The sequence below is a fragment of the Solidesulfovibrio fructosivorans JJ] genome (assembly GCF_000179555.1).
GTDB lineage: Bacteria > Desulfobacterota > Desulfovibrionia > Desulfovibrionales > Desulfovibrionaceae > Solidesulfovibrio > Solidesulfovibrio fructosivorans.
Genome location: NZ_AECZ01000005.1, coordinates 40600 through 60296 on the forward strand (window position 1 = coordinate 40600; position 19697 = coordinate 60296).

Genomic DNA, 19697 nt, shown 5'->3' on the forward strand with positions numbered 1-19697 from the left:
CCGGACCGAAGTCGCCGCGTGGAGGGAATCCCGCAATGGACCTAATTTTTGCCTCCCGCCCGTCCGAAAAGAAAAGAGAAGGATAAGACTGCGGGAGGGGCGGAAATGTCGCTTACTGATACCGATAGAAGCCTTATCTATGATATGTCGTTGCAATTATTGCAACAAGATATATTGACGCGTACGCTCTTTCAAGGCGGAATCGTAGGGCAGATGCTGCGCAATATGATGGTGGAGCAATCGTCATCGTATCAGCGCACCAATCCTTATGATGAAGCCATTACCGGCACCTTGCGATCCGATGCGGCGGCGGTCAAGCAAAATTCACGCAATGTATCGGAAGCTTCAAGTATGATGGGCGTGGCCAAGGAAGGTGTGGCGGGGATCCAGACATCCTTGGCGGATATGAAGCAGATCCTTGATGATATCAATAGCGGCTTGTTAAGTGGGTCGGATCCCATTGTTCAACAGAATTATTTGAATTTAAAAAATCAAATTCTAGGATATGTTTCAAATACTGAATACAATGGTATTTATATGCTTGATAGTTCAAAATGGGGGACGGAGCAAATTGACTCTGGCGGCAACGTGTATATCCAAGCCTTCAAAAATGGAGGGTTCGATGTTAATTTTTATGATGCAAGCAGTCTTGATTTCGCTTCGCTCGACGAAACAGCTCTTGGAAACCAATCTGGGCGAGATGCCCAAAACGCCTTGCTTGATAGCCTGTCGTCCAGTATCGATTCCATGCATGATATGTACGACAAGAGAGAAACAAGTTATGCAACCCAAGCGACACAGCTGGACGCACAGTCAAGTTTGTTGACGCAAGCCGCTGAAACAAGACGGCAGAAGCCCGCGCAGTCGCTGGAATCTCTTCTTTTGGATTGGGTTGCCCAGACAACGGGAAGTCTGTTGAATACCTCAAGTTAGATTGCAGTGTCCGGGGCCTGTGATGGACCTGTGTGCCCTGCCAGGCTCCTTACAGGCCACATGCCGCCTTGGAGGTCGCATGGCTTCGGCATACATGCACCGGGCGACGAAACGCGCGGCGGCGTTTATTTTGTGGAAAAGGCGAGGGATTTTATAATGGGAGGAACGAATTTTCCTCCCTCCAGCGGCTTGCCGAGGTCCAGGTAGTCGCCCTCGCGCAGGCTGACCTCGTCGATCACGATCAGTTCCCGCCCGGGAAGACGGGCGCGCAGTCCCATGCCCAAGGCTTTGCCGATGTCTTCGGCCAGGGAGACGATGACCGTGGCCCGGACCGTCGTGGCCGTGGCCAGGAAAAAGGGCTGGCCCACGCTGTGGCCGCAACCCGCCAGTCCCTTGCCAGGGGCGGGAGGATCTCGTCGTAATTGCCGAGCACGGCGTCGCCGCTTAGGCCGTTGGAGACCACAATCTGCACTTGGGCGGGCGTCGGGGAGCGCTTCTTGAGCGCCGCCACCCCCTCGGACGGAATGATCCGGCCAAGGTCCGGCCGGGTCAGGTAGGTATCCTTGTCGGCGGCCGCCGTCCGCAGGCTCCACAACCCCTTGCTTTGGAGCCACTCTTCGGAAATTTCCCGGAAAACCGATCCGTTGGATCTGGCATGGTCGGCTAAAAAGCGCAGCAGGGCGGCGGTCTTCGGCCGGGGGCCAGCCTTGCCGCAACAGACGCGCGCTTCGGTCGCGGCGTTGAGTTCGGCCAGGGCGTCCGGCTTGTGCGGCCGGTCGGCCCCGAGGAGATAGACTTCCTCCTGGCGCGGGCCGCAGAGACCCCCCGGCAGCGTTGCCGCTTATGCGCCCATCCGGATGCGCGCGGGGATGGGCGCCGCGTCGGCCGCTGACGGATTTCAAGCGAGCAAGGCCGCCTTTATGGATTTGCCCAGGCGACAATCTAGTGTGGCGTTCTCTAAAAAATATGACAGTATTTTTTAGAGAAAAAATAATTATTTAAATATATTATTCTCAAAATTCGTATGCACGAATTTCGAGAACGCGACACTAGGCGACGGAACGATCCGCGGGCCTGGGCGGAGCCGGCTGCGCGGTTCGGTGCGGCGGCAGGACCTCGTCGAGCAGGAAGACGTCCGTAAGAAGCGTGCGCACGTGCAAGGACGCGTTGAGGTTGTCGACGAGCTGGGAGGAGATGCGGGGCTGGGCGAGCACGAGCCGCATGGCGGCCAGCGCCTTGCCCGTATCCGCATCCAGGACGTCGAGAAAATCCTTGTAGCGCTGTTCCGGCGTCAGATGCAGGGCCACGACCGTGGCGGCATAGGCCGCCGACAGCCCGGCGGCGGCATCCACGGCCCGGGAGAGCAGTTCGCGCAACTGCGAGCCGCTAGGGCTCTCCCTGTCGTCGGCAATGCCCTGGGCGGCATAGGCCAGCATGAATTCGTAACACGCTTCGATGGCGTCGCAACGGGCGGCGATGTCGGCGAACTGCGTCATGGTTTCAGTCTCCGTCAGGTCTTATTTCGCGGCTTTGGGCCCGGCGTTCCACCGGGCGGGATCGTGGTGGGAAAGGTAGAAGGCGCGGTCCATGCGTCCGGTGATCATGGCCCGGGTGATGGGCCGTTTCTCAGGGCGCGCCGCGAAATAGACGTGGATGATGACCAGGGCGATAAGCGACAGCCCGGCCAGGCCGTGCAGGGCGTAGACCACGCCCCAGCCGCCGTCGCTGAAATAGCGGTAGGGATCGCGGGTCATGAAGTCCGTGCGCACCCGGGTCAGCATGCACGCGCCGGTTATGGCCATGGTCAGTCCGACGACCACGATGGCCAGGTGGTAGAGCTTGTTGCCGAGCGGATATTTCCCCGGCCGCGCCGGGGCGCGTATGCCCGACAGGTCGCGCAGTTCGGCCAGGTCGGCCGGCTCGGGCCAGATGGCCCGGAAGTCCAGGCAGCACACGGCGTGGACGATATGAAAGACGATGGCCGCGACAAGGATGCTGCCGGCCAGGACGTGCGCGCCCAGCCAGTCGAAGGACCAGCCGATTTTTGGCAAAAAGGCCGTTGCCAAAAGCGTCAGCATGCAGGCGGCCATCACCCAGTGGAAAAGCCGCGCCGGGAGCGTGTGGCGCACAATGCCCGCCGGATACCGGGCCGCGTCCCCGGGCGATGCGGCCGGCTCCGGGGCATGCGGACGCAGGTGGGCCCATACGGCATGGGCCAGGACGAAAAGGACGCCGGCGGCAAGCGAGTACCACAGCAGATACCAGGCCGCATGCAGGATGATGGGCTGTCCCCACGGGGACGCGCCCCAGGTGACGAGGTTCATGACGCCTCCTTGCCGAGGATGGCGCGTTTGACCAGGTTGCGGACAAGCGCCACCTTGTAGGCGTTGTGGGTAAGGGGCACGGCGCCATCGGCGGCGAGGGCCTGGGCCGCGACGACGGCTTCGCGCGCGGTTTTGCCGGCCACGGCCGCCTCCACGCGCGGCAAGCGCCAGGGTGTGGCCGCCGCCGCGCCAAGCACGAACCGGGCCCGCTCGATTTTTTCCCCCCGCTTGTCCATGACCGCCGCGATGTTCACCAGCGGGAAATCCCAGACCGGCCGGTCCCGGACCTTCTCGAAATAAAATGCCTTTCCTGTCCATGTCCGGGGCAGGCGGATCTCCGTCAGGATATCGCCCGGGCCCAGGGCGTTGAGTCGGGTGATGTCCTCATCCGGGCCGATGAAGTAGTCCCCGGCCGCGACCGTGCGGGAGCCCGAGGCGTTTTGGATGGTGAGCTTCGCCTCCAGGGCGACCAGGGCCGGGGCGGTGTCCGAGGGAGAAACGGCGGCGCAGCGGCTGACTCCGAAAATGGCGTGTTCCCGGTTCATACCCTCCGGGGCGGCGGCGTAGCAGATGTTGCCTCCGGCCCGGTAGCAGTCGAAGCCGCCGCGATAATACCAGCAGCGGGTGTCCTGGGAGACGTTGCCGCCGATGGTCCCCTGGTTGCGGATCTGGGGCGAGGCCACCTCGCCCGCGGCCGCGGCCAGCAGGCCGAAACGCTCACGCAGGAGCGGATGGCCGGCCACCTCGGTCAGCGTGGTCATGGGGCCGATGACGCAGTCCCCGCCCTCCGTCCGGGAAACGCCGCGCAGGGCCGCGATTCCGCCGAGGTCGATGACCGCCTTGGGCCGCTTGATGCGGTCCTTGAACCGCTCCAGGCTGTCGAGGCCGCCGGCCAGCAGCCAGGCCCCGGGGCCAAGCCGGTCGGCCAGGGCCAGGGCATCCTCGATCCCGGTCGGCTGGTAGAGCGCGAAGGGCGGCATGCCGTCACGTACGATCGCCATGGTGTTCTCCTGCGGGTTCAGGCATTGGCCGCGAGGCCGCCGACGGGGAGTTCGGCTCCGGGGGCCAGGGCGGCAAGCACCGTGTCGGCCATGATCGGGGCGCGCACAAACGCGTCCTCGCCCAAGGCGTCGGCCAGGGCGCACAGCACTGCCGCGCAGGCCGCGCCTGTCGGCGGTTCGCCGATGCCGCGCGCGCCGACCGGCGTTTGCGGGTCGGGCCGGCCGACCGCGCCCCAGCTGAACTTTTCCGGCGCGCTCAGGATGGTCGGCGGCCGGGTCTGGTAGAAGCGCTTGGCCACGGGCAGGCCGTAGTGCGTGTCGTAGAACCATTTCTGGCTCGTGGCGTGGCCGATGCCGAGCATGGACCGGCCGAACACCTGGCCGCCAAAGGCCTGGGGATGGACGATCCGGCCGGCGTCGGCCTGGGCGTGGAAGTCCGTGATCCGGTACATGCCGGTTTCTGTATCCACAGCCACTTCGGCGAAGGCGGCCACGTAGGAATAGGTCTGGCCGTCGCGTCCGAAGGCGTCCTTGGCCACGGCCACGAGGCCTTGCCCGGCCAGGGCGGCCACCGACACCTTGGTCAGCTTGTGCACGTCGTCCGGACACTCGTGGCCGTCGTAGGCCCCGCCCAGGGCGATGGCCCGCTTGGCCGCCTCGGCAAAGGACAGGCCCTGGCCGGTCGCGGCCCGAAAGACCCGGCCGCCCCCGACCGCGTACTCCTCGGGGCCGCCGCCCAGCGTCCTGGCCGCGATTTCCCGCAGTTTGCGCTTGGCGTCGAGGCTGGCGGCGAGCCCGGCTCGGGACATGGCGTGGACGGTCTGGCTGCCGCCGGAAACGCAGCTCCAGCCCAGATGTTTGCCGGTATCGCCCCAGAGGATTTCGCAGGCCTCCCAGGGCACGTCCATGGCGTCGGCCACCACGCGTTGCACGTCGCTAAACGACTCCGTGCCCAGGTTGCCCACGCCGGTATGGATGCGCAGCCGGCCTTCCGGGGTGATGACGAACAGACCGTCGAAGCCGATGGTGCCGGCCACGAAACAGCCCGTGGCCACGCCCAGGCCGCGCCGCACGGGACCGTTGTCCGGGGCGGGGCGGTCGCGCCGCCTTTGCCAGCCGAAGGCCTCGGCCCCCTGGTCCAGCGCCTCCTTGACGAAGGCGCTTGTCGCGGCGTGGAGCGTGCCGTCGGGCTTGGGCGGGCCGACCGGGGCCCGGCCTTCGGGGGAATTGATGCGGCACACGGCCAGCGGGTCGAGCTTCAAGCGCTTGGCCGCCTTGGCCAGCACCGGGCCCATGAAGGCCTGGGCCTGCAAACCGCCGGGCGAGGTCTGGGCGGCCCGGGTCGGGGTGTTGGTCAGCACCGTCACCCCGCGCCAGCGCATGGCCCGGGGCTGGTAGAGCAGCGAGGCCATGCGCCCGGAAATAAAGGCGTCGTACTGCTCCTCGTAAGGGCCGTTGTCCATGACCACGAACATGTCCAGGGCGGTGAGGCGTCCTTCCTTGGAAAACCCCGCCCGCATGCGGCCGATCAGGCTCGGCCGGGCTCGGCCGATATATTGCTCTTCCTCGCGGGTGACGCGCATCATGACCGGGGCATTGGTTTTCCTGGCCAGAAGGGCCGGGATGACCACGGGGATCGAGGCCGTGATCTTGCCGCCGAATCCGCCGCCCGTGTACTGGCTGACAAAGACGATGTCGGCCGGGTCCATGTTCATCCAGCGGGCGAGGGCCGGCACGGTCTGGATGGTGCTCTGGGTGCCGGCGGCGAGGTGGAGTTTGCCGTTTTCCCACCAGGCCAGGGTCGAACGGGTTTCCAGTGCCTGGTGGCTGACGTTGGGGGTGACGAAGGTTTCGTCGAGCACGAGGTCGGCCTTTTGGAGCCCGGCCTCGACGTCGCCGAAGGACCACTCGCCGGTCGCCTTGCCCAGGGGGAGCCGGTCCGGCCCGGCGGCCGCGAAATCGCTCCGCGTCCATTTGAAGAGGCCGACCCTGGCCCGCGTTTCGCCCTGGCCGGGCGGCAGCCAGACGTTGCCCGCGCCACGGGCGTTGGGGCCGTCCGGGCGCAGGCTGTCCAGGGGATTGATCACGAAGGGCAGCGGTTCGTATTCGATGTCGATGGCCTCGATGGCGGCGACGGCCGCCGCCTCGTCCGTGGCCGCCACGGCCAGGATGGGCTCGCCCTGGTAGAGCGGCTCCATGGTGAGCGCCCGCTCGGCAAAGGGGCTGGCTTTTATGACCTCGCCCCGGTCGGTCACGCTGTCGGCCGGGGGCGGCAGATCGTCGGCGGTGAGGATGGCCCTCACTCCGGGGATGGCCAGGGCGGCTTTGGTGTCCAGGCGTTTGACCTTGGCGTGGGGCATGGGGCTTGTGAGCAGCTTGCACACGAGCATGCCCTCGGCCCGGAAGTCGTCGGCGTAACGGGCCGTTCCCGTCAGCTTGGCGCGCAGGTCGGGCGTGGTGTAATTCCGTCCGGTCAGCTTGGGCGTGAAAAGGGTCTCGTTTGTCGCCATTTCCTACCCCTTCCTCATGTATTCGGCCCCGCGCAGAAGGCCCGTGAGGATCTTGTCGTAATCCTGGCAGCGGCAGAGGTTGCCGGAAATGCCGTGGGCCAGCTCCTGCCGCGTGGGCGCGGGGTTGGTTTTGAGATAGCCGAGCGTGGCCATGACGAATCCGGGCGCGCAGTAGCCGCACTGGAAGGCCTGCGAATCGAGCGCCCCTTGTTGCAGGGGATGCAGGCCGCCGTCCGGGCGGGCCAGCCCCTCGATGGTCAGGATGTTCTTGCCCCGGACGCTGTGGGTCAGGATCGAGCAGGAGTAGCGGGGCACGTCGTCGATCAGGACGGTGCAGGCCCCGCATTCGGCGCGGTCGCAGCCGATCTTGAGTCCGGTCAGGCCGAGCTTGTCGCGAAGCGTCTGGGCCAGCGTCTCCTGGGGCATGACGTCCACCGGGCGTTTTTGGCCGTTGACGCGCAACGTGATGAGGCGCTCCACGGAGCCGGGCGTGGCCTTGGGCCCGGCTCCGGCCGGCCGGGCGAACAGGGGGCCGGAAAAGGAGACGACGCCCGTGGCGATCACGCTCTTGATGAACTGGCGTCGGGTCATACCCCCTGGCCTGCTCTTTCCGGTTTCACAATCGCACATGGCAACCTCGCGCAATATTTATGCGTTCCATCGCTGTTTCAAGGCGGGGATCGGGCCGCCCGCCTGGGGCGGGGCAGGGTAAAATCACCCTACTTTCTTTTTACGTGATTTTTGGGAAAAAAGGGTAGCCTGATCCTGCAGGAAACTTGCACGATTCTTTCAAAGCAAGGCCGGGCACAGCGGGGACAGCTCTCGGCGACGGTTGGAACGACAAAGCCTCTTTCATTCTTGTCGAGTAGGCCCGCCGTGCCTTGAGCCACCCCGGGTTGCCTGGGTGTTTTTTTTGATTGCCTCACGGCGAAGAGCATTCGTGGGATTTACAGGGGGAATCCGTGAAAAAGAGCAGGCGGGGAGCGGCATATCTGTTTTCCTTGCATCCGATCCTGACGGTTTCCGTCCTGGGCCTCTCCCTGCTTGTCGCCGCGCGGAGCGTCCCGGCAAGGCAGGCGCGCCAGGGCGACGGCGCAGGCGTCGCTTCCGTTTGCGGCCGGACCGATACGTACGGCTGCTATACGAACCAGAAGTATGGATACGTGATCGCTTGGCCCAAGAAGCTCTTGACCGGCCAGGGAGAGGCGGACGCCGGCGACGGGCAGGTCTTTCGCGCCCCGGACGGACAGGCGGAACTGCGCTGCTGGGCGCGGTGGAACAGCCTGGAACCGGACTCCATGAAAACGCTTTTCGAGCGGGCGCAACGGGAGGAAGGGCTCCACGTGACGTACAAGCGCCTGGGGAAAAAGTTCTTCGTTGTTTCCGGAACGAAGGGGGATGTCATCGTTTACCAAAAGACGATCAAAAGCGGCCAGATCACCGCGACATTCGTCATGACCTACGCCACGTCGCGAAGCGGCGTGTTCAACCCGATCGTCGGCGATATCGCGAAATCGTTCGTGGCGAATCCGGAATCAATGGCCCGATAACACGCTGGCCTCGGCCCCTCCCGCCAGCGCAATGCGTTCATCACAAAAGGAGCGATGGCATTCAAGCGTTCCCGCCTGTTCCGCCTCCTGGCGATATGCGCCCTGCCGGCCGTCATGGTTCTGTGCCTCGCGACCGCCTCTCCCCCCACGGACAAACCCCAGATCAAATTCGCGCCCGGGGCGGACAGCGCGAGCCTCAAAGGCGAGATCCAGGGGATGGACCGGGACGTATATCCCATAACGGCCAAGGCCGGACAGACCATGCAGGTGAAGGTGTCCAACAAGCAAAACCTTGTGCTGTTTCGCATCCAGAAGCCCGGCGCGGGGGCGTGTTCCCGCGCCACCGGACGAGACGCTTTGCGGGCCGCGCCGTCCGGGCGGCAGGCCTTGACCCCATATCGTCTGTTTGATAGCCGGTGCCATCTGCATCCTGGAAGCCTGATGGCTTGATGAGGGCGTATGTTGGAGATTGCGATAATCCGATAACCGAACCCCGTTTGATCCGGGCCTTTGGTTGTCAGCTTGTGCGAAAGGACGGCGGCATCGACGATGCCCGCCGGTTTTGTGCATTGGATTATCGCAGTGAGCTTCTCCGACATGAACATTTCCAAGCTTGAGCAGAGGACCCTTCACGTTTTGGCCAAGGGCGGCCGTATCGTACATTACCGCGACGCGGTCGGCCGCATCGAGGCGGTCGAATGCTACACCCGCGACGGCCTCGTGCTTTCCGACTGCACTTTGGCAGTTTTCACCAAACTCAAGAGCAAGCGGCTCATCGCCTCCCAGGGCGGAAAGCCATACCGGATCAGCTCGACGGGGCTGCGCGCCGTCCGCTCCCAGCCGGATAACCGTTAAACGGGATCGCCGGCCCAAACGCCCCGTTTTCGCGCCGTTTGGGCCGGCGATGTCCTGGAAGGCGTCTTTCGCCATGCAAAACAGCAAAAATTCGAGCCTCGTCTATTCCACCGACGCGGGCAAGATGTGTCCCGACTGCGGCCGGCCCGTGGCGCGGTGCGCCTGCTCCAAGAAACAAGGCGCGCCCCGGGGCGACGGCATCGTGCGCGTCTCCCGCCAGACCAAGGGCCGCAAAGGCAAGGGCGTGTCCTGCGTGACCGGCGTTCCCCTGCCGCCGGAGGCGCTCGAAGACCTGGCCAAAAAGCTCAAGCAACGTTGCGGGGCCGGTGGGACCGTCAAGGACGGCGTCATCGAAATCCAGGGTGATCACCGCGACGCCTTGGCCCTGGAGCTTCGAAAGCTCGGCTATACCGTGAAGCTTGCCGGCGGATAGGCGTTGCGCGCCTGTTGCGCGCGGCAACGGGGCGGGCGCTTGTCCCGCCTCTTTATGCGTTGTTGCAGAGCGGGGCGGCCGGCATTGCCTGCCGGCCAAGCGGCGTTGCTTGCGTCGTGGCACGGTGGATGACGAATCTCCCTTGACAAAGCCCCGGAAAGGGTTCTTAAACGATCGTTCAGTAATCACATGTTCACATCATGAGGTGCCATGCCTGCTCCGAATATGCGTGAGAAAATCCTGGAGGCCGCATCCCGGCTGTTTGCTTTCGAGGGGTACAGCGCGGTATCCATGCGCCGCATCGCCACGGCGGTCGGCATGACGCAGGCAAATTTATATTACTATTTCAAAGATAAAGAGGAACTTATCCGGTCCGCCCTGGCCGCTGTGTTCAACGGCAGGAGCCATTCCCTGGCCGCCGCCCTGGCAAGCGGCGAGAGTCCGGAAGAGCGCCTGGAACGGGCCATCTCATGGTTCGTGACGTTGCTTTTCGATGATGAGGTTGTATCGAAGCTCTTTTTTAGGGAGTTGCTGACGGGCGACAAAGATCGTTTGAAGTTCCTGACGCAGAATATATTTCAAGAATCATTCAATACGATCATAGAAATAATTGATGCATGTATAGACACGCCTGATCCGACACTGGCGGCGATTTATTTGGCCAGCACTATTATCGGATATTGCCAGTATTCCACCGTCGCCGTGTATTTGCAGGGGGCGAAGCCGGAATATTTCGAGCCGGTGGCAGTGGCGCGGCATCTTATGGACCAGGTGCGGCGATTTGCCAAGGCGCCTTGCTTGGCGAAAGAAGTTTTAGCGTAGCCGTTTGAAAGTAGAGCGATATTTATTTAAAAATATAGTTAATATTTTAATAATTCTGATGTGTTCGCGAGCCATGACCAGACGATAGCCCCGCGTATTCGACTGTATGGTCGGATCGTCTGGCCATGGGTAGTGGTATTTTCGTTATAGCTTAATAGATGGAGCAGCAGTCGGAGGTTCCTGATGCAGCGCCCTGATCGTTTTTCCGCATGCCCAATGGTGCTCGTGGCTTGTCTTTCTTTTTTTCTGCTTTTCGGATGCAGCAACGATAAGGCGGCAATGCCGCAGCAGCGTCCCATGCGCGCCGTGTCCACCGTGACGATGAAAACGCAGGCGGTGACGCTTTCCACGGAACTGTCGGGGCGCACCTCCGCCTTCCGGGTGGCCGAGATCCGGCCGCGCGTGAACGGGCTCATCGAAAAGCGCCTGTTTACGGAGGGCAGCAACGTCAAGGAAGGGCAGGTCCTCTACCAGATCGACCCCGCCCCCTTCCAGGCCGAGCTCGACAACGCCCAGGCCGCCCTGGCCGAGGCCAAGGCCAAGCTGCCCACGACGAGGCTGCGGGCCGAGCGCTACAAATCCCTGGTTTCCCACAGCGCGCTCAGCCAACAGGACTACGACGACGCGGCCTCCAAGCTCGACCAGGTGAGGGCCAGCATCACCTCCCTGGAAGCCCGGGTGCAGACGGCCCGCATCAACCTGGGCTACACCAAGGTCACCGCGCCCATTTCCGGCCGCATCGGCAAGTCGAGCGTGACCGACGGGGCCATCGTCACGGCCTACCAGGCTACGGCCCTGGCCACCATCCAGCAGTTGGACCCCATCTACGTGGATGTCCCGCAATCCACGGCCGAGATGTTGCGCATGAAGGCCCTGTTCAAGGAGGGGGTCGTCAACCCGAAGGAGAAGGACCACAAGAAGGTGCGTCTCATCCTGGAGGACGGGACGCCCTATCCTTTGGACGGCACACTGCAATTCAGCGACGTGACGGTCGATCCCACCACCGGCTCGGTCATCCTGCGCCTGATCTTCCCCAACCCCAAGGGCGAAATCCTGCCGGGCATGTTCGTGCGGGCGGTGATCACCGAAGGCGTCAATCCCCAGGCCATTCTCGTGCCCCAGCAGGGGGTGTCCCGGAACCCCAAGGGCCAGCCCTATGCCCTGATCGTCGACAAGGAGAACAAGGTCGAACTGCGCATGCTGACCCTGGATCGGGCCATCGGCGGCGACTGGCTCGTGGCCAAGGGCCTGGCTCCGGGCGACAGGGTGATCGTCGAGGGCGCGCAGATGCTGCGCCCGGGAACCGTGGTCAATGCCACGGCGCTTGACCAGAAGCCCAAGGGGGACTCCCCGGCGGCCAAGGCCGCCGCCAAACCTGCGAAAAAGGATGCGGGGGGCAAGTAATGCTCTCGAAATTCTTTCTGGATAGACCCGTTTTCGCCTGGGTCATCGCCATCATTTTGCTCTCTCTGGGCGGGCTTTCCATCTACAGCATGCCCATCGCCCAGTATCCGCCCATCGCGCCGCCGTCGATTTCGATCACGGCCTATTATCCCGGCGCGTCGGCCGAGACGGTGGAAAATACCGTCACCCAGATCATCGAGCAGAAGATGACCGGCCTCGACGGCATGTTGTACCTGTCCGGTTCCAGTTCATCCTCGGGCGAGGCCCGGGTGGAGATGACCTTCACCCCGGGCACCGACCCGGACATCGCCTGGTCCAAGGTGCAAAACAAGCTGCAGCTCGCCATGGCCAGCCTGCCCGAGACGGTGCAGCAGTCGGGCGTCAAGGTCAGCAAATCCACCCGCAACTACCTCATCGTCGTCGGGCTCATCTCCGAGGACGGCAGCATGGGCGGCGAGGACCTGCGCGACTACGCCCAGTCCACCCTGGAAAAGGTGCTGTCCCGGGTGCCCGGGGTCGGCGAGGTGGAAAACTTCGGCACCCAGTACGCCATGCGCGTCTGGCTCGACCCGGACAAGCTCCACAGCTTCAACCTGACCATGGGGGACGTCATCTCGGCGCTCAAAGCCTACAACGTCGAGGTCTCCGCCGGCCAGTTCGGCGGGGCGCCGGCCGTGCCGGGCCAGCACCTCAATTCCCCCATCATCGTGCAGCACCTGCTCCAGACGCCCCAGCAGTTCGCCGACATTCCGCTGCGGATCAACCAGGACGGCTCCATGGTGCGCATCAAGGACGTGGGCCGCACGGAACTGGGCTCCGAGCGCTCCGACGTGGTGGCCTATCACAACGGCAGGCCCGCGGCCGCCATGGCCATCCGGCAGGCGTCCGGGGCCAACGCCTTGTCCACGGCCCAGGCCATCAAGGACAAGATGGAGGAAATGAGCCGCTATTTCCCCCACGGCATGAAGGTGGTCTATCCCTACGACACCACGCCGTTCACGAAAGTGGCCATCCACGAGGTGGTCAAGACGCTGTTCGAGGCCGTGGTGCTGGTGTTTCTGATCATGTTCCTTTTCATGGGCAACATCCGGGCCACGCTCATCCCGACCATCGCCGTACCGGTGGTGCTCATGGGCACCTTCGCGGTGCTCAACTTCTGCGGCTACTCCATCAACATGCTGACCATGTTCGCCATGGTCCTGGCCATCGGCCTGCTCGTGGACGACGCCATCGTGGTCGTGGAAAACGTGGAGCGCATCATGTCCGAGGAGGGGATTTCCCCTCGGGAGGCCACGGCCAAGTCCATGGACGAGATCACCAGCGCGCTTATCGGCATCGGCCTGGTGCTCTCGGCGGTCTTTGGCCCCATGGCCTTTTTCCAGGGCTCCACGGGCGTGCTCTACCGCCAGTTCTCCATCACCATCATCGCCTCCATGCTGCTGTCGGTGCTGGTGGCCTTGATCCTGACGCCGGTCCTTTGCGCGACCTTTCTCAAACCCGTGGCCAAGGGACATGAATCGTCGGAGACCGTGGTCTTTTTCCTGCGACCCTTTTTCCGCTGGTTCGACGCGGTGTTCTTCAAGGTCCGGGCCGCCTATGTCAGCCTGGTGGGCCATTCCTTCGCCAAGGCCACACGCTACCTCGTCCTTTACTGCGCCATCGTGGTCCTGGTCGGCTATTTGTTCCACCGCATGCCCACCTCGTACATTCCGGACGAGGACCAGGGCATTTTGACCGTCCAGGCCACGCTGCCCCCGGGCACCAGCACCCTGGAGCAGACCCAGGCCGTCATGCAGAAGGTCAGGAACTATTTCCTGGAAAAGGAAAAGGACGCCGTGGAATCCTTCATGGACATCTCGGGCGTCAGTTTCGGCGGCCAGGGCCAGAACATGGCCCTGGGGTTCGTCAAGCTCAAGGATTGGGACAAGCGGCCGGGGGACAATCTCAAGGTCAAGGCCATCGCCGCCCGGGCCATGCGGGAGTTCTCCCAGATCAAGGGAGCCCAGGTCTTTGCGTTTCCGCCGCCGCCGGTGGTGGAACTCGGCATGGCCACCGGCTTCGACTTCGAATTGCAGGATCGCGGGGGGCTCGGCCACGACAAGCTCATGGCCGCGCGCAACCAGCTCCTGGGCATGGCCCGGCATGATCCGCGTCTGGTGCGCGTGCGCCCGAACGGCATGGAGGATGTGCCGGAATACTACCTGGACGTGGATTGGGACAAGGCCGGGGCGCTCGGCGTGCCCATCGACTCCATCCACACGACCATCGCCGCGGCTTTCGGCAGCTCCTACGTCAACAACTTCATCCAGGGCGGCCGGGTCAAGCAGGTCTACGTCCAGGCCGACGCGCCGTTTCGCATGCTGCCCAGGGACCTCAACAAGCTCTACGTGCGCAACACCGCCGGCAAGATGGTCCCGGTCTCGGCCTTCGCCAAGGGCCGCTGGGCCATCGGTTCGCCCAAGCTCGAACGCTACAACGCCTTCCCGTCCATCAACCTCTGGGGCGAGCCCGCCCCCGGGCACAGCACCGGCGAGGCCATGGCCCTCATGGAGTCCTTCGCCTCCAAGCTGCCCCAGGGCATCGGTTTCGACTGGACCGGGCTGTCCTATCAGGAACGCATGGCCACGGCCCAGGGCCCCATTCTCTACGCCTTTTCCATCTTCGTGATCTTCCTGTGCGTGGCCGCCCTCTACGAGAGCTGGACCATCCCCATCGTCAACATGCTCATGCTGCCGCTCGGCGTCCTCGGCGCCATCGTGGCCACGTCGATGCGGGGCCTCCCCAACGACGTGTATTTCCAGATCGGCTTTCTCACCACCCTGGGCCTGTCCACCAAGAACGCCATCCTCATCATCCAGTTCATCAAGGAACGCATGGGGCACGGCGAAGGGCTCGTCCGGGCGACACTCGGCGCGGTCAAGGTGCGGTTTCGCCCGGTGATGATGACCTCCCTGGCCTTCTTCTTCGGCGTGTTGCCCCTGGCGCTGGCCAACGGGGCCGGAGCCGGGGCCATGAACGCCATCGGCACCGCGGTGTGCGGCGGCATGATTTCCGCCACGTTCATCGACCTCGTTTTTATCCCGCTGTTCTTTGTGGTCATCTCCAACCTCTTCGCGGGCAGGAAATCCACGTCGATAACCAGTTAGGCGCGAGGCCCGCCGGGCTGTCGCGAAAAGGCCGGGAGGACATGGTCCTCCCGGCCTTTTGTTTTGGCGGGGGATGGGGCGTATGCGGGGGAGGGAGGGGCATGCTCCGGACAAAGGGCCCGTCCGGGTTCTGGCAAGAATCTCCCCTTGGTTGGCGCCATGGCGGTCCGCTGCCTGCCGCTTTGACGGACCCTTTGTCGAAAGCATGGCCGGAAAGCCGGCCATTGCGGTGGCCGGCGGATTCCGGGCGTTGGGCCGCCGGAATCCGCCGGAAAGGAGGCTTTTACAGCGCGCCGGTGTAAATGGCGGCCACGTCCTTGTCCGTGGCGCAACGCGGATTGGTGAACTTGCAGATGTCCTTCTGGGCATTGGCGGTCATGGTCGGGATGTCGCTGGCCTTGACGTCCTTGCCGTAGCGCTTGCCGAGATCGACCAGGGTGGCCGGGATGCCGACGTCGGTCGACAGCTGGCGGATGGCCTTGAGGCACAGTTCGGCCGCGTCGCGCGGGGACATGCCGTCGGTGTTCTCGCCCATGATGCGCGCCATCTCGGCGAACTTCTCGACCTTGGCGATCAGGTTGAACTGCTCCACATGGGGCAGGAGCAGCGCGTTGCATTCGCCGTGGGGCAGGTTGTAGAAGCCGCCGAGCTGGTGGGCCATGGCGTGGACGTAGCCGAGGCTCGCGTTGTTAAACGCCATGCCGCCGAGGTACTGGGCGAAGCACATGCCTTCGCGGGCTTCCAGGTCCTGGCCGTTGGCCACGGCCTTGCGCAGGTACTTGAAGACCAGCTTGATCGACTCCACGGCGCAGGCGTCGGTCATGGGATTGGCGATGGTGGAGACATAGGCTTCCACCGAGTGGGTCAGGGCGTCCATGCCCGTGGCGGCTGTCAGGGCCGGGGGCATGCCCACCATGAGCACCGGGTCGTCGATGGCGATGCCGGCGGTGATGCGCCAATCGGCGATGGCCATCTTCACGTGGCGCGACGTGTCGGTGATGACCGCGAACCGGGTCATTTCCGACCCCGTGCCGGCGGTGGTGTTGACGGCCAGGTAGGGCATCAGCGGCTTGGTGGCCTTGTCGATGCCCTCGTAGTCGTGGATCTTGCCGCCGTTGGAGATGAGAAGCCCAATGCCCTTGCCGCAGTCGTGGGACGAGCCGCCGCCCAGGGTGATGAGGCTGTCGCAGCCGTTTTTCTTGTAGATGTCGACGCCGTCGGCGACGTTTTTATCCGTGGGGTTGGGCACGGTCTCGTCATAAATGACGTAGGGCATGGACGCGGCGTCGAGAAGGTCGGTCACCTGCTTGCAGATGCCGGCGGCCACGACGCCCTTGTCCGTGACCAGAAGCGGCTTACTGCCGCCGAGGGCCTTGATCTTGTCGGGAATCTGCTTGGCTGCGCCAATGCCGATCAACGTCACGCTGGGGATGAAGAAACCGTAGACTTGTTCCTGAACTGCCATGACGTCCTCCGAAGTTGGTGGTTATCAGTTTCGTTGCTGCAAGGCCGCGTTCGTCTCCGTCGTGATGACCCCTTTCCCCAGAGACGAAGCGTTTGTATACGGCTGTCACGTTCCGGCGGCACCGGCGCTTTTCAGTTGTGATGCTCGCGTTTACCCATCCGCTTACGTCGCAACGGAGAGTGCATCGCAGCGAAAAGCCGCGTCAGGCGCGTGCGCGACATCCTTCCTTCCAGTCACGCTTTGACAGCAAAAGGCGGACCAGCTTCGGTCGCAAGACTGCGCTCCAGGTTTTTCTTTATATTTCACTTAGATCTCTTTTCATGGAGAGCTCCGGAGCGTAGCGTCATGTTCGAAAACTGGACATGTCAGCTTGACATGTCTTTGCGCTGGACACCGGACGGGCTGATCAAAGGATTGGATGCCTGGAGAGGTGTTGGAGTTGATCCGGCGAGGAGGAGGTAGAAAGGCCGGCGGGGGGCGAAGCGGGCGCGAAGGCGTATTCTTCAAATATGCGCCGCACGCGGCCGCTTCGCCCCCCGCCGGCCCAGGTCATACGCCTCATGCCCGGGAACACTCTTTGTGGTGCGGGCTCGCCCCACCTTTGCTTCTTGCCTGGGGAGCAATCCCGTCACTGGTTCAGGACGAACTCGGCCGCCACGCTCCAAAGAGACAAGAACCGGCTTCTTGCATTCCTGATGAAAAAGCCTTCCACGCCATATCGGCTTCCCCCTATTGAAAGTTTTTGAAGGGGGTGGCCACCGGGAAACGTTTTTCAAAAAGTTTCCCTCTGGCCGCCGGAGGCATTCCTCTTCCCCTCCCTTAGGACGCCCGAAAGGTGTCCGCCGCGATGCCGTACTGCTTGAGCTTGGTGTAGAGCGTGGTGCGGGAGATGTTGAGGATGGAGGAGGTGCGGCGGAAGTTGCCTCCGGTTTCGCGCAGGGTCTCGAGGATCAGGGCCTTTTGCATGCGCTTCAAGGACATGGAGGCTTCGCCGGATTTGCCGCGCGGCCCGCGGGCCATGTCGGCCCAGATGTTCTGGGGCAGGTCGGCGATGTCGATGCAGTCGCTTGGGGCGATATTGACCAGCCGCTCGATGCAGTTTTCGAGCTCCCGGACATTGCCCGGCCAGGGGTAGGCTTCCAGGGCGTCCAGGGCTTCCCGGGAAATCCGGATGTGGTTTTTGCCCAGCGTCGCGGCGAATTTTTCCAGAAACACCCGGGTCAGAAGCGCCGCGTCTCCCGGGCGCTGGCGCAGCGGGGGGATGCTTATGGTCAGCACGTTGAGGCGGTAATAGAGGTCGCCGCGAAAGGCCTTGTCGCGCACGGCCGTGGGCAGGTCCTTGTTGGTGGCGGCGATGATGCGCACGTCGATGCGCTTGGCCTGCTTGCCGCCAAGGCGGGTGACCTCGCTTTCCTGGAGCAGGCGCAAGAGGCTCACCTGGGCTTCGAGCGGCATTTCCCCGATCTCGTCGAGAAAGAGCGTGCCGCCGTCGGCCAGCTCGAACTTGCCGGGGCTGCCTTCCTTGAGCGCCCCGGAAAACGCCCCGGCCACGTAGCCGAACAGCTCGCTTTGCACCAGGTTTCGCGGCAGCGCGCCGCAGTTGACCACCACGAAGGGACCTTTGCGCCGGCTGCTGGCGTTGTGGATGGCCTGGGCGAAGAGTTCCTTGCCGGTGCCGGATTCGCCGAGCAAAAGCGTCGTGGCCTCGCTCTGGGACGCGACCCTGGCCAGGCGTAGGGCCTCGTGCAGGGGCGCGGCGTTGCCCACGATGTTTTCGAACGTATAGACCGCCTTGGCCCCGGCCACCCGGGCGGCATATTTGCGCATGCGCCGGGCCTCGCGCAGGGTCAGGATCACGCCGAAATCGCCGAAGGGGGCGCAGGAAAGGGCGCAGGACAGCCGGCCTTCCTTGAGTTGGAAGGTGATTTCCCGGTCGTAGAAGGGCGTGCGGCAGGTCAGGATGGAGTCCAGGACCGCGCCGTCGGCCAGATAGTCGCGGATGTTGCCGCCGGCCGCCCGGCTGTCGTCCAGGCCGAGCATGTCGCAGGCCTGCCGGTTGACGCTGGCGATGGTCCCGTCGCTGCCGAGCACGATGACGCCGTCGTCGAGCAGCTCCAGGATGACCTTCTGGTTGCGCACCAGGCTTCGCAGCCGCAGGTGCTCCTCAATGGCGTGGGCGGCGGCTTCCACCAGCCCCAGGGTGTGCTGGTGGAAGTTCTCGGTGTTGATGGCCAGGTTCAGCGCGCCGACAAGCTCCCCGGCAACGCCCCGGATGGGCGCGGCGGCGCAGCTCAGGTAATGCAGCGAGGCGTTGTAATGCTCCGAGGCGATGACGTGGACGGGGCGTTTTTCGATGATGCAAAGGCCCATGCCGTTGGTGCCGATGGTTTCCTCGTCGCAGCGCCGTCCCGGCACGCCGTAAGGCACGTTCTCCAGGTCCTGGCTCGTGGCCGAGGCGTGCAGCACCAGCCCCTCGGTGTCGACCAGGGTCACCACGCTTTTGGACATGTGGATGGACAGCACGAGCTTGTCCATGAGGTGTTTGGCGCTTTCCACCAGGTCGCGGTTTCGGGCCGAGGCAAGCGTCAGGGACATGGCGTCGATGGGGCAAAGCGGCATGTCCCCGGCCGGAAGACGCCGGTCCCGGCAGCGTCGCCACGAGGCGTGGATCATGGGCCGCACCATTTTCGCGTCGACCGGATCGCCGGCCTGGAAGCGCCGCCATTGCGACGTGATGCTGTCCATGTGGTTTTGGGACAGGGGGGGATAGACGGTGCGTTCCATAGGCATGTTCCTGGCGATTCGCTCCGGCCTGTCCGGCGCATTTTCTGTCCGCTCCCAAACGGGAGCCGCCCGACGCCGGAGAAATCCGTAAGGCAGCCTACCAAAAAAGCGGTGGAAAGGTAAGGTCGGCGGGCTTGCCGCTTCGCCCCCGCGTCCGCCCGCATGTATCGTCCGTGATGGGCTGGCGCCGCTTCCCGTACCGTGGCCGTGGCCGTGGCCGTGGCCTGGGGGGCGCGTGATTTCCGGAATGTGTTGTGGGTTGGTTACAAATATCCTATATTTGAAAAATGGGTATTTCCTCCGGTGCGGAGCATCGGACATGCCGCGGGCCGGGAAGCGTGCGTTTCCGGCCGCCGGATCCCGTCGAGCCAGGGGGACCGCATGAAATTTTCCAGAGATGTCGTGAAGCCGTTTTTAATGCGATTTCTTCCACTCTCAACAGTGGCTGTCGCTATTCTCTCTTTCGTGAT

Annotated in this window: 16 protein-coding genes and 1 pseudogene; 8 read left to right on the plus strand and 9 right to left on the minus strand. The window is 63.6% G+C overall.

Annotation, left to right across the window (positions count from 1 at the left end; genetic code table 11):
- Positions 1–105: 105 nt before the first annotated feature.
- Positions 106–933 (plus strand): hypothetical protein, encoded by an 828-nt coding sequence (locus DESFRDRAFT_RS04810; protein ID WP_005991700.1) that lies wholly within the window; start codon positions 106–108, stop codon positions 931–933.
- Positions 934–1058: 125 nt separating this feature from the next.
- On the opposite strand, the gene DESFRDRAFT_RS04815 is transcribed toward DESFRDRAFT_RS04810, so the two are convergent.
- The 7 genes and pseudogenes from DESFRDRAFT_RS04815 to DESFRDRAFT_RS04840 form a co-directional block, all read right to left on the minus strand.
- Entirely contained in the window at positions 1059–1301 is a 243-nt protein-coding gene (locus tag DESFRDRAFT_RS04815) for an ethanolamine ammonia-lyase reactivating factor EutA (RefSeq protein ID WP_005991702.1), read from the minus strand.
- A 59-nt stretch (positions 1302–1360) separates the two neighbouring features.
- A pseudogene (locus DESFRDRAFT_RS23225) lies at positions 1361–1765 on the minus strand (ethanolamine ammonia-lyase light chain EutC); the annotation flags it as partial.
- Positions 1766–1982: 217 nt separating this feature from the next.
- A complete protein-coding gene (locus DESFRDRAFT_RS04820) occupies positions 1983–2429 on the minus strand; it encodes a hypothetical protein (RefSeq protein ID WP_005991704.1) in 447 nt (148 codons plus the stop codon).
- Between the two features lie 21 nt (positions 2430–2450).
- A complete protein-coding gene (locus DESFRDRAFT_RS04825) occupies positions 2451–3257 on the minus strand; it encodes a cytochrome b/b6 domain-containing protein (protein ID WP_005991706.1) in 807 nt (268 codons plus the stop codon).
- Positions 3254–4258 carry an FAD binding domain-containing protein gene (locus DESFRDRAFT_RS04830; protein ID WP_005991708.1) on the minus strand — a complete coding sequence of 335 codons (1005 nt, stop codon included), beginning with the start codon at positions 4256–4258 and terminating at the stop codon, positions 3254–3256. The genes DESFRDRAFT_RS04825 and DESFRDRAFT_RS04830 overlap by 4 nt, the downstream gene beginning before the upstream one ends.
- 17 nt (positions 4259–4275) lie before the next feature.
- A complete protein-coding gene (locus DESFRDRAFT_RS04835) occupies positions 4276–6768 on the minus strand; it encodes a xanthine dehydrogenase family protein molybdopterin-binding subunit (protein ID WP_005991709.1) in 2493 nt (830 codons plus the stop codon).
- A 3-nt stretch (positions 6769–6771) separates the two neighbouring features.
- On the minus strand, positions 6772–7359 hold the full coding sequence (locus DESFRDRAFT_RS04840; RefSeq protein WP_005991710.1) for a (2Fe-2S)-binding protein: 588 nt from the start codon (positions 7357–7359) through the stop codon (positions 6772–6774).
- A gap of 371 nt (positions 7360–7730) precedes the next feature.
- Between DESFRDRAFT_RS04840 and DESFRDRAFT_RS04845 the strand changes: the two genes are divergently transcribed.
- The 7 genes from DESFRDRAFT_RS04845 to DESFRDRAFT_RS04875 all read left to right on the plus strand — a co-directional run bounded on the left by DESFRDRAFT_RS04845 (position 7731) and on the right by DESFRDRAFT_RS04875 (position 14978).
- Positions 7731–8318: a hypothetical protein gene (locus tag DESFRDRAFT_RS04845; protein WP_005991711.1), complete on the plus strand. Its 588-nt coding sequence runs from the start codon at positions 7731–7733 to the stop codon at positions 8316–8318.
- 54 nt (positions 8319–8372) lie between these two features.
- Entirely contained in the window at positions 8373–8768 is a 396-nt protein-coding gene (locus tag DESFRDRAFT_RS20635; RefSeq protein ID WP_005991712.1) for a hypothetical protein, read from the plus strand.
- Positions 8769–8867: 99 nt separating this feature from the next.
- Complete coding sequence (locus tag DESFRDRAFT_RS04855) at positions 8868–9173, plus strand: YjhX family toxin (RefSeq protein ID WP_005991713.1); 306 nt, start codon at positions 8868–8870, stop codon at positions 9171–9173.
- A gap of 73 nt (positions 9174–9246) precedes the next feature.
- A complete protein-coding gene (locus DESFRDRAFT_RS04860; protein WP_005991714.1) occupies positions 9247–9606 on the plus strand; it encodes a translation initiation factor Sui1 in 360 nt (119 codons plus the stop codon).
- 210 nt (positions 9607–9816) lie between these two features.
- Positions 9817–10428: a TetR/AcrR family transcriptional regulator gene (locus DESFRDRAFT_RS04865; protein ID WP_005991715.1), complete on the plus strand. Its 612-nt coding sequence runs from the start codon at positions 9817–9819 to the stop codon at positions 10426–10428.
- A 279-nt stretch (positions 10429–10707) separates the two neighbouring features.
- Positions 10708–11832, plus strand: a complete 1125-nt coding sequence (locus DESFRDRAFT_RS04870; RefSeq protein ID WP_272913119.1) for an efflux RND transporter periplasmic adaptor subunit — start codon at positions 10708–10710, stop codon at positions 11830–11832.
- Positions 11832–14978, plus strand: a complete 3147-nt coding sequence (locus tag DESFRDRAFT_RS04875; RefSeq protein WP_005991723.1) for an efflux RND transporter permease subunit — start codon at positions 11832–11834, stop codon at positions 14976–14978. The genes DESFRDRAFT_RS04870 and DESFRDRAFT_RS04875 overlap by 1 nt, the downstream gene beginning before the upstream one ends.
- Positions 14979–15261: 283 nt before the next feature.
- Here the strand turns inward: DESFRDRAFT_RS04875 and DESFRDRAFT_RS04880 are convergent, their stop codons facing one another.
- Together DESFRDRAFT_RS04880 and DESFRDRAFT_RS04885 are read right to left on the minus strand one after the other, a co-directional pair.
- Positions 15262–16443 carry an iron-containing alcohol dehydrogenase gene (locus DESFRDRAFT_RS04880; protein ID WP_005991726.1) on the minus strand — a complete coding sequence of 394 codons (1182 nt, stop codon included), beginning with the start codon at positions 16441–16443 and terminating at the stop codon, positions 15262–15264.
- Positions 16444–17262: 819 nt separating this feature from the next.
- Positions 17263–19227 (minus strand): sigma-54-dependent Fis family transcriptional regulator, encoded by a 1965-nt coding sequence (locus DESFRDRAFT_RS04885; protein ID WP_005991728.1) that lies wholly within the window; start codon positions 19225–19227, stop codon positions 17263–17265.
- Between the last annotated feature and the right edge of the window lie 470 nt (positions 19228–19697).